This window comes from Kitasatospora aureofaciens, assembly GCF_001188955.3.
In the GTDB taxonomy this organism is placed as follows: Bacteria; Actinomycetota; Actinomycetes; order Streptomycetales; family Streptomycetaceae; genus Kitasatospora; species Kitasatospora aureofaciens.
The window spans coordinates 1-9,485 of sequence record NZ_JPRF03000090.1 but is presented as its reverse complement, the minus strand read 5'-3'; the positions used below and the strand labels follow the sequence as shown (position 1 = coordinate 9,485).

The window sequence follows — 9,485 nt, the reverse complement described above, 5'->3', positions numbered from 1 at the left end:
GTCCGCCGGCCAGTTCCTGGAGCAGCCGGGTCTTGCCGACGCCCTGTTCGCCGATCACCGGCCCGCCGGCCGCCGCGGCCGCGGCCACGACCGCGCTCAGGTGGTCGAGGGGCTCCGGGTCGGCCCCGGTGTGCGGATCGGCGCGACGGGCCAGGCCCGCGAGCGCGTCGTCCGGCTCGTCGTCGCCGAGCAGATGGGCCGTCACCCGGTCCGGCACGCGCAGGCTGCGGGAGAGCAGCGGGCGCTCCGGGTCGGTGACCTCCAGCAGACCGCCGGCCACCAGCGGGGCCCGGGCGGAGAACCGGAAGCGGCCGGCGCCCGCCCCGGGCAGTCCGCACAGTTCGAGGGCGAGCGCGACGGTGGCGCGGCGGCGGGTCAGGTCGTCGTTGAGGTAGCCGTAGAGCTGCTCGAAGCGGGTGTCGAGATCGGGGGCGAGGGCCACCAGCAGCAGGTCGAGGTCCACGGGGAGCAGGCCGAAGTCCGCGCCGAGCCGGGCGAGCCGGGAACCGGGCGGCGGGGCGTCCGCGGTGCCGTCCACCGTGTTGCCCTCCGCAGCAACGGCGAAGCCCGGCGCGGCGGAGGACGCCAGGATCCGCTCCACCGCCTCCGGGCCGAGGTACTGGCCGCGGTACGGGTCGTCCGGGTCCGGATCGTCGGCCCGGCGTTCGCGCACCGCCGCCCGGACCCGCTGCTCGACCCGGTGCAACCGCTCCCACAGGTGGTCCCGGGCGGGCGGCGCGCCGTTGACCGCCTGTGCGAGGTCGAGGCTCATCGCGCCCTGCCCCGCGTCCTGCGGCCGGGCGGCAGAACGCGCTCCCTGGGCGCGGCGAAGCCGTCCGTCCCGGGGTCCCCGGCGCCGTGGTAGCGCAGCCGGCGGCCGCCCGGCTCGCTCTCCCGGGTGGTGTCCGTGGCCCGCACCACCAGCCCCTCGGTGACCGGCGGCCCGGCGGGGGCGAGCCCGCCGGGCAGCGGGGCGAGCACCCGGAGATCGATCGAGGGCCGCAACTCCCCGCCCAGCGCGGACCAGACGTCGGACACCGACGGCAGGCCGGTGTCGCGACCGGCAATGTCCAGCCCGACGGTCAGCCCGAGCCGGGCGAGCGACCCGGTGAGCAGCCGGGCGGGCAGCGCGTCCACGGCGGTCAGGCACTGCAACACCTCGGCCAGCAGCCGGTGTTCGTCCTGCGGGCGGTTGGTCCAGACGGTCACCAGATAGCCCAGCTCGAACCAGCGGGGCGCGGGTCGGTGCCCGACCACCACGCCGTCCTCGTCGTACTCGGCGACGGCGCCGGCCTGGCGGCGCCCGGTCTCCTCGCGGAGCCCGTACAGGAACACACTGACCGTCGGCGCGGTGCGCCGAGCCGCGAGGTCCCGGGTCGGCGCGTCGAACACCACCTCGACCCCACGCTCCGGCAGCCCGGCCTCGCCCAGCAGCGACCGCAACGCCTCGTCCACCTCATGGATCACCGGGTCCCCATCTCCCTGCCGACACCGCACACCCGGACACGGCCCGCCGAGCCCCGGGGGAGCCTTTCGACCACCACCCCGGCGCCGCCTTCCGGCAACCGGACCTGACGCACCGTCACCCCGCCGCCCAACGGAGGCCACGCCCGGATGCCGCCCGCCGGCTCTTGGGCCGACACGGCAAGGGCCACCCCGCTCCCGGACCCGGCCAATCGGGCCTCAGCCCGTACGTCCGACCGGTGATTCACTGCCGTTCCTCCTCCCCCAGCGAGCCGGGGCTGCCCTCTCCCGCCAGGGCGGGGTCGTATCCGGGGCCCGGTCGCGCCCGTGGAAACGGTCAACAGCTGGACCGCAGAGCTCCCGCCGCGCCTCGGGCGGCCGGGACCCGCGGCGGTGCCCGGCTGCAACGTGCAGCGGGCCGCCGGGCCACGGACCGCCACAGCCCGCGCGGCCGCCTCCCCACTCACCGCCGCTCCACCTCCCCCGGCGGGCCGATGCTGCCCTCCACCACCAGGAACGGGGTGGTCACCGGGGAGAAGCCCGGGCCGTCGGCCGTGATGGTCCGCGGGCCGGTCTCGTCCTTGGGGAGGATCAGCAGCTGGCCCGCGAAGGTCCCGTCCGCCTTCGGGTAGGTGGGGGCCGCGGCGGCCGTGATCCCGGGCTGCCAGGTGAAGCGAACCGGCGCGCCGGGCGGGAAGTCCGTGCCGCGGACGGAGGTCACGAAGCCGGGCTTGCCGATCGGCGGCACGGCGACGATACGGGGCTGCAGGATGCGCAGTGGGGTGCTCGCCCGGTGCGGGCCCGCGGTGGCGTCGGTGCCGGTGGTGGTCAGTTCCGCGGTGACGGTGGTGTCCAGTGCGGCCACGGGCGAGAGCACCACCCGGACCACCTGGCTGCGGCCGGGGGCCAGGTCGGCGAGTTGGCAGCTGCCGTCCCGGCAGCCCGGTGGCAGCGCCTCGGTGGGCACTCCGGCGGGCAGGCCGAGGGTCAGGCGCAGCCCGGTCGCCAGGGCCTGGCCGGTGTTGCGCACGGTGTAGCTGACGGTCACGTGGCCGCCCACGTAGCCGGGATCGGGCTGGGCGTCGACCGCCACGCCGGGGCCGGCCTGCGGCGGCGGTGCGGGCGCGGGCGCCGGAGGCGGCGGCACGGGAGTGCGCGAAGTGCTCGGGGTGGGCGTCGGGCTCGGGCCCCTGCTCGGAGTCGGCGGGGCGGTCGGGGACGGCGTGGGTGTCGGCGAGGGCGTGGGTGTCGGCGAGGGCGGGTCCAGCACCGGCAGGATCGTCTCGGCGGACCCGTTCTCCGGGTTCGGATCGACCACCGCCCCGGTGACGCTCCAGCCGAACGGCTGGTCGCCGACCCGGGTGCCGATCAGGCGGCCGGTGACCCGGACCTGCGCGCCCGGTGCCAGCGTGCCGAGCTCGCAGCGCAGCGCCGCCGCGTCGCACTGCCCGACCGGGCTGGTCAGCTTGCCGAGCCGGGCCCCGGTCGGCACCGAGGCCGTCAGGACGGTGCCGGGCGAGGGTGCGGGGCCCTGGTTGGTGACGGTGATCGTCACGTCGGTGCCGCCGTCCACGGGGACGGCCGGGGTGCGGGGCGGCGCGCTGAGCGTCAGGTGGACGGACCGCTGGACGGCCGGCTCCTTCTGGCGCCCCGGAAGCCGCCAGTCGAGCGGAGTCAGCTTGGCCGTCGCGAAGTCGTAGACCTTGAGGCCCTCGGGGGAGTTCGGCGGCGCGGCGCGCCGGGAGGTGAGCACCAGTTGCCCGCCGTCGGCCGTCCAGGCGACGTCGCGGGGCTGGAAGGGACCGCTGGAGCGGTCGGGCAGCGGCCGGCCGCAGGCGCCATCGCCGAGCCCGGCGGGCAGGACCACCGTGCAGTCCTGGCCGGTCGGGGTGGTGACCACGACCCCGTCCTGCCGGTTGTTCCCGCCGTCACCGGCCTTGCGGTTGAAGGCGATCCGGCGGCCGTCGGGCGAGAAGGCTGGGCTGTCGTCGATGACGTTGCAACTGCCCGGGCAGGCGGTGCGGCTGAGGTCGTTCTGCCGGCCGAGGTCGTCGGCGGGCACGGTCCAGATGTGCCGGTTGCCGGGGTTGCCGTTGATCACGGCGGTCCTGGAGAAGGCGATGAGCTTGCCGTCGGGGGACCAGAAGGGTTCGTCGTCCGCGGCCCCGGCCTGGTCGGCCGGCGGCTGGACGGTGCCGACGATCGCGCCCGTGGCGACCTGGGCGATCACGATCCGGCCCGGGCGGGCGGGTCCCCGTCCGCTGCCCGGGGTGCTGCGGCTGAACACGATCAGCCTGCCGTCCGGGGAGAGGGAGGGATCGGTGTCCCGGTCGGTCGGGCCGCGCCCGGCGAGGTTCATCGGGTGCGGGTCGGAGCCGTCGGCGTCGGCCAGCCAGATCCGTTGGATCCGGCCGGCGGACGAGTCCTCGTAGCGGGTGACCACGATCTGCCGCCCGTCGGGGGTGTAGGTCTGGCGTTCGTACCAGGGGTCGTAGCCGGGGCGGGGGTGGAAGAGCGGGTCGGCGGCCGGGTCGGGGTTGGTGTTGGTGTCGGCGGCCGGGTCCTCCGTGAGCACGCTGATGCCCAGGTCGCGCGGGTCGGCGCCGTCGGGTCGGACGTCCTGGACGTCGGCGACGTTGGCGGCGGCGGCGCTGGTCTGCTCGACCACCGGGCCGCCCCCGTTCTGCGGTCCGAGCCAGGTCGGTGTGGCGATCAACCGGTTGGTGCTGTAGAGGAGTTGGGGGTCGGTGCAGTCGCAGGTCGGCGCCCGGTACAGGTTCACCACCGGTGGCTGCGCCGGGTCGGCCGGCTGGGGTTGCGTCTTGGGGGCGAGCCGGTCGGCGCTGAGGAAGAGGACTCCGCTGCCGTCGGCCAGCCAGGAGGCGGAGCCGCTCCTCCAGGTGGATCCGGTACCGGGGAAGAACGCCTTGTCCCCGCCGGTCGGCGAGGTGAGCATCAGGGTGCGGCCCTTGTCGCCCTGGTCCCAGGTGTAGACGATCTGGTTGCGGTGCGCGTCGTCGTTCACCGGGTTCCAGGTCGGGTCGACGGCGTCCCCGCTGGCCACGTTGGTGACCTTGACGGGCGCGCCGCCGGTGAACGGCCGCAGGTAGATCTGGATGTGCCCCGGCTCGCCGGCGCAGGCGTAGGCGACCCACCGGCCGTCGGGCGACACGGTCGGGTGGGTCTCGTCGGCCGTGCCGTCGGTGAGTCGGCGCAGCCCGCTGCCGTCCCGCTCGACCGCCCACAGGACGTGCTGGGAGCTGCCGTCCTTCCTGGGCTCCAGGGCCTCGAAGACGACGCCCTTGCCGTCCGGGGCGAGCGCCGGGTGGGCGGTGTCCATGCCGGTGGTGAGGCGGCGCAGCGAACCGGTCGCGTCGCGCAGGTACACCTGGGGCAGCGAGCCGTCCCGCAGGCTGGTGAAGACCAGTTCGTCGCCGCGGGCCGAGGGGTCCTGGTCGAAGTGGACCGGGCCGGGGCCGAACAGCGGGGTGCTGGCCTCCGGGCCGGTCACCCGGCCGAGGCCGCGGTGGTTCGTGCCGGCGTAGACGATCCGGCCGCCGGACGGGTCCTCGGCTGCGGCGGCCGGGCCGCCCGGTCCGCCGGGGGCGGAGCCGAGCGTCAGCACGGCGGCCGCCAGCGCGAGCAGCACCGCGACGGCGGCCCGGGCCGGCCGCCGGATGGAGCAGGGAGTGCCGGTGGCGGCGGTCACGCGCGACCTCACAGGGTGGCAGGGGCGGTCTCCCGGCAGTCTCACCGGCTCGGGCTCCCGGGAACAGGGCCGGGGCGCCCGAGCCGGGGGTAACGACCGGTGCCCCAAAGGGCAGGCCGCCACGGCACCGGCAGGCGGGGCGGGCGGTCGTCCGTCCGTCTCAGATCAGCCCGCGCCGCATGGCGTACCCCACGGCGTGCGCCCGGTTGCGCAGCCTCAGCCGCGTGATGATCTCGTGCAGCACGTTCTTGACCGTCCGCTCGGAGTACGAGGTCTTGGCCGCGATCTCACTCGTGTCGAAACCCTCGGCGACCAGCCGCAGCATCTCCGTCTCCCGGGCGGTCAGGGTCGACAGGGTCAGGCCCCGCCCGTCGAGCATGGTGCGCTGGAGCATCCCGATCCGGTCGAGCAGCTCACCGAGCAGGTCCCCCGGCATCACGCCTTCGCCGTTGGCCAGGGCGGTGACGAGGTGCACCAGCCGGTCCTGGTCCGCCTCCGAGCGGCGCAGCACGGCGGCGACCCCGCACTCGACGATCGTCTGCAGCCCGCCGGCCTCGAACTGCCCCACCACCAGGCCGATTCGGCCGGAGGTGGCGAGCCGCAGCCTGCGCAGGTTCTCGGCCACCGCCTCGGTCAGGGCGTCGACCACGAGCAGGGAGACCTCCGCCCGGCCAGCCTCGTCCTCGCTCAGCAGCTCCACCTCGGGCCGTTGGCGCAGCTGCTGGACCACGCCGGTCTGCAGGATGACGTCCTCGGCGTACACCGCCACGGGTATCTGGGCAGGCCTACGCTTCTGGACCGGGATGCGGGGGGCGGCCGGGCGGGCGCTGCCGGAACGTGGCACCACCGGGGGCCGGTGGGTGGTGGCTGCTTCGCCCCGGGGTGCTTCGGTCGACGTCATCGAACTCTCCATTCTCCAGTGGACCTGCGGCGGTGCCGGGCAGGGTCGGTCGGTCCGTACGGGCAAGGGGTGTGCCCACGGCTTGCCCGTACGGCCCTCTCCGCGGACGGTCCGCCGGTCCTACCGTCACGCCATGACCACATCCGCCGAACTCGGCCTGCCCGCGCTGACGGTGGCGCCCGGTGGCGTGGCCACCACGACGCTGACGGTGCGCAACGACCTCGACATCGTGGAGGCGTACACGCTGGAGGTGGTCGGCGACTGCGCCGCGTGGACGACGGTCGAGCCGGCCCGGGTCTCGCTCTACCCGGGGACGTCGGAGACGGTGACGGTGCGCCTCGCTCCACCGCGTTCGCCCGCCGCCCGGGCAGGTGAGTTCCCGCTCGGCATCCGGATCCTGCCGACCGAGCGCCCCGAACTGGTGACGGTTCCGGAGACCACCGTCACCGTGACGCCGTTCCACGAACTGCAGGCCGCCCTCGCGCCCCGCCGCCGCCGTGGCTGGCTGCGCGGCCGCTACCGGACGTCCGTACGAAATCTCGGCAACACCCCCGGCACCGTGGTCCTCACGCCCGGGCAGGCCGGCGAGGAGCTGCGGTTCCGGGCGACCCCGGAACGGCTGCGCCTCGAACCCGGCGAGTCCGGTGAGCTGCGGCTGCAGGCGCGGGCCCGCAAGCTGATCTGGTTCGGCAAACCGGCCTCCTGGCCGTTCGAGGTCACGGTGGGCCCGGAGCAGGCCGCCACCGGCAAGGGCGCCGACGGCGAGGCCTCGGCCGCCACGGGTACCGGCGCCCCCGACGCCAAGGGCGCCGGCGACGGCAGGGACGCCAAGGACGCCAAGGACGGCAAGGGTTCCGGCAGCACGGGCAGGGCCGCCTCCACCGAAGTCCCCACGCCCCTTCAACAGCCGTTGCTGGACGGCGAGTTCATCCAACTGCCGATCTTCCCGAAGTGGCTGCTCGCCCTTCTGGCGGCGCTGCTCGCGCTGCTGCTGGCCTGGTTCGCCCTGGTCCGGCCGGCGGTACGCAGTTCCGCCAAGCAGGCCGCCGAGCAGGCCGTCGCCCAGCAGAGCGCCACCCCGGCCGCGAGCGCCGCCGCACCAGGTGGTGCACCCTCGGCAGCCTCCGGCGGCAACCCCGGCAACCCCGGCGGCCAGGGCAAGCCCGGCGGCGGCCAGCCCAGCACCGGCGGGCACGCCGTCGGTCCGGGCCTGGCCGAGCCCGGAACCGGACGGCAGAGCTCCGCCACCATCGACGTGCAGACCGCCAGCGGCGCCTCGTCCACCGGCAACTACCAGGTGCCGCACGGCAAGGTGTTCGACATCACGGACATCGTGGTCGCCAACTTCCAGGGCGATCAAGGGTTGTTGACCATCACGGCCGGCAAGCAGACGATCACCACCATCGCCTTGGAGACCTTCCGCAACCAGGACTACCACTGGGTGACTCCCATCCAGGTCCCCGAGGACCAGGCTGTGACCGCGGCCGTGACCTGCGAGTCGCCGGGCACTCCGGCCTCGGGCAAGCAGGCGGAAGCCTGCCACGAACTCCTCAACATCAGCGGGGCGCTGAGCGACATCAAGCAGGGGAACTGAACCGGGGCACGGGGCGCTCCTCCCCCTCCGTCTCCACAGTGCCGCCCATTCGCATCTCCTCCCGCGCCTCGCGACCATGTCAACTACCCGTCGGCAACCATGGCCCGTTCGCACACCTACCGGCAAGCCCCGCGAACCGCGCCCACCGCGCCCACCTGCCCTTCCGGGGAAGCCCGACAGGCCCTCCGGGGCAAGCGGACCGCCCCCGCAGACGCCGCTGACATCCCCTCAGTACAGCAGTAGCTTTGCCCTGTTCCCGCACCAAAGATGCCTGCGGGGCCGTATACGCACCGAATCGCCACAAGGGGGAAGGAACCCGACTTCGTGCGCAGCCACCAGCCGGACCGGCGAACCGACCCGGCCGCCGCCCCCGCCGCCACCCGCGCGGTGCGCCCCGGCCCGGGCCCGAGGTCCGGCACCGCGCTCGCCCTGCAACGGTCCATCGGCAACGCCGCGGTGACCCGGCTGGTCCAACGGACCCGGCACGGGGCCGACGGCTCCGGTCGCTCCGGCGGTTCCGGTTGTTCCAGCAGCGCGAGGGGCTCCAGCAGCGCCGGGTGTTCCGGTGAGCACGGGGAACTGCCGCTCCAGCGCTCCCTGGTGCACCAGGTGCTGCGGACCGTCGGACAGCCCCTGGACGCCACCACCCGCCACGAGATGGAGTGCCGCCTCGGCGCCGACTTCTCCGACGTACGGCTTCACACCGGCAGCACGGCCCGCGCGTCCGCAGCCGAGGTCGGCGCCCGGGCCTACACCTCGGGCAACCATGTGGTGCTCGGAGCAGGCGGCGGCGACCGGCACACCCTGGCGCACGAACTCACCCACGTCATCCAGCAGCGCAGCGGCCCGGTCGCGGGCACCGACCGCGGCGACGGCCTACGGGTGTCCGACCCGTCCGACCGCTACGAACGCGAGGCCGAGGCCAACGCCGTCCGCGCCCTGGCGGCGCCGCTCGTCCACGCGGGGGCGGAGGCCGGGCCCGGCTACGCCTCCAGGACGCCCGGGGCAGCGGAGGCACCGGTGCAGCGGATGCCGCCCAAGCGCAAGGCAGAGGCCGCCGAGTTGTCCGAACCCTCCGGCCGAACGACCCGCGGCAAGGCCCGCGCCGCGAACCTCGACCTCAACCGGCCCGTCCTGGAGTTCACCTCGGAGTACGAGGGACCGGCCACCCAGCGACTGGACGACGCCCAGAGCATCGGCTTCCAGCAGGTGGCACGGCTGCGGAACCCGCCCGGCGCCCCGCAGCAGGTCGCCACCAACTACCACTTCTGGCAGGAGGTCAAGGACTCCAACGTCCAGATCGTGCGGTCGGGGACGGACTTCCCCGCGACGCCGTCCAGCCGCCCCTGGATGCAGGACGGCCCCTACCGCCCGCCGTACAACAACGCGGTCATCAACAACGCCCAGAACATGATCGAGTTCAACGACAACCCCGGCTTCTCCACCTCGGCCCGGATGACCGCCGGGTACTGGCTGAGGTCCTACCAGGTCTCCTTCCGCTGGAAGGTCGCCCACGCGGCCGGCCCCTGGAGCCGCACCATGCCCGCCTGGACCAGCCCGGAGGTCACCCACACCCTGCACTCGGAGTTCGACCCCGAGCACCCTGACCAGCCGTCCCCCATCGTCGCCTCCCCGGCCGGGGACTTCACCTGGAACGTCGACCTGTCGGAGTGACGCCCGACGCCGAGCTGAAATGCGAAAAGCCCCTGATCCAAAGGATCAGGGGCTTTTCTGAATGATTGTTCGGCGGCGTCCTACTCTCCCACAGGGTCCCCCCTGCAGTACCATCGGCGCTGTGAGGCTTAGCTTCCGGGTTC

At 74.5% G+C, this 9,485-nt stretch carries 5 protein-coding genes, 1 rRNA gene and 1 pseudogene; 2 read left to right on the top strand and 5 right to left on the bottom strand.

Features of this window, described 5'->3' with window-relative positions; genetic code table 11:
• The 4 genes and pseudogenes from HS99_RS38680 to HS99_RS38660 all read right to left on the bottom strand — a co-directional run.
• Positions 1-772: pseudogene (locus tag HS99_RS38680) on the bottom strand (ATP-binding protein); the annotation flags it as partial.
• On the bottom strand, positions 769-1,467 hold the full coding sequence (locus tag HS99_RS38675) for a Pvc16 family protein (RefSeq protein WP_030290296.1): 699 nt from the start codon (positions 1,465-1,467) through the stop codon (positions 769-771). The pseudogene HS99_RS38680 and the gene HS99_RS38675, both read right to left, overlap by 4 nt.
• Positions 1,468-1,927: 460 nt before the next feature.
• The gene (locus tag HS99_RS38665) at positions 1,928-5,173 is read right to left on the bottom strand and encodes a DUF11 domain-containing protein (RefSeq protein WP_078938622.1); all 3,246 of its coding nucleotides are present in this window, start codon (positions 5,171-5,173) and stop codon (positions 1,928-1,930) included.
• Between the two features lie 160 nt (positions 5,174-5,333).
• Positions 5,334-6,074: a helix-turn-helix transcriptional regulator gene (locus tag HS99_RS38660; RefSeq protein ID WP_030557617.1), complete on the bottom strand. Its 741-nt coding sequence runs from the start codon at positions 6,072-6,074 to the stop codon at positions 5,334-5,336.
• Positions 6,075-6,207: 133 nt separating this feature from the next.
• Between HS99_RS38660 and HS99_RS42950 the strand changes: the two genes are divergently transcribed.
• Both HS99_RS42950 and HS99_RS38650 read left to right on the top strand, forming a co-directional pair.
• A complete protein-coding gene (locus HS99_RS42950; RefSeq protein ID WP_030557618.1) occupies positions 6,208-7,668 on the top strand; it encodes a COG1470 family protein in 1,461 nt (486 codons plus the stop codon).
• A gap of 324 nt (positions 7,669-7,992) precedes the next feature.
• Positions 7,993-9,342, top strand: a complete 1,350-nt coding sequence (locus HS99_RS38650; RefSeq protein ID WP_030557620.1) for an eCIS core domain-containing protein — start codon at positions 7,993-7,995, stop codon at positions 9,340-9,342.
• Positions 9,343-9,409: 67 nt separating this feature from the next.
• Here the strand turns inward: HS99_RS38650 and rrf are convergent.
• A 5S ribosomal RNA gene (rrf, locus tag HS99_RS38645) occupies positions 9,410-9,485 on the bottom strand; the annotation flags it as partial.

Coding starts and splice junctions, on each gene's coding strand:
- HS99_RS38660 (WP_030557617.1), bottom strand. CDS start 6,074: ATGACGTCGACCGAAGCACCCCGGGGCGAAGCAGCCACCACCCACCGG.
- HS99_RS42950 (WP_030557618.1), top strand. CDS start 6,208: ATGACCACATCCGCCGAACTCGGCCTGCCCGCGCTGACGGTGGCGCCC.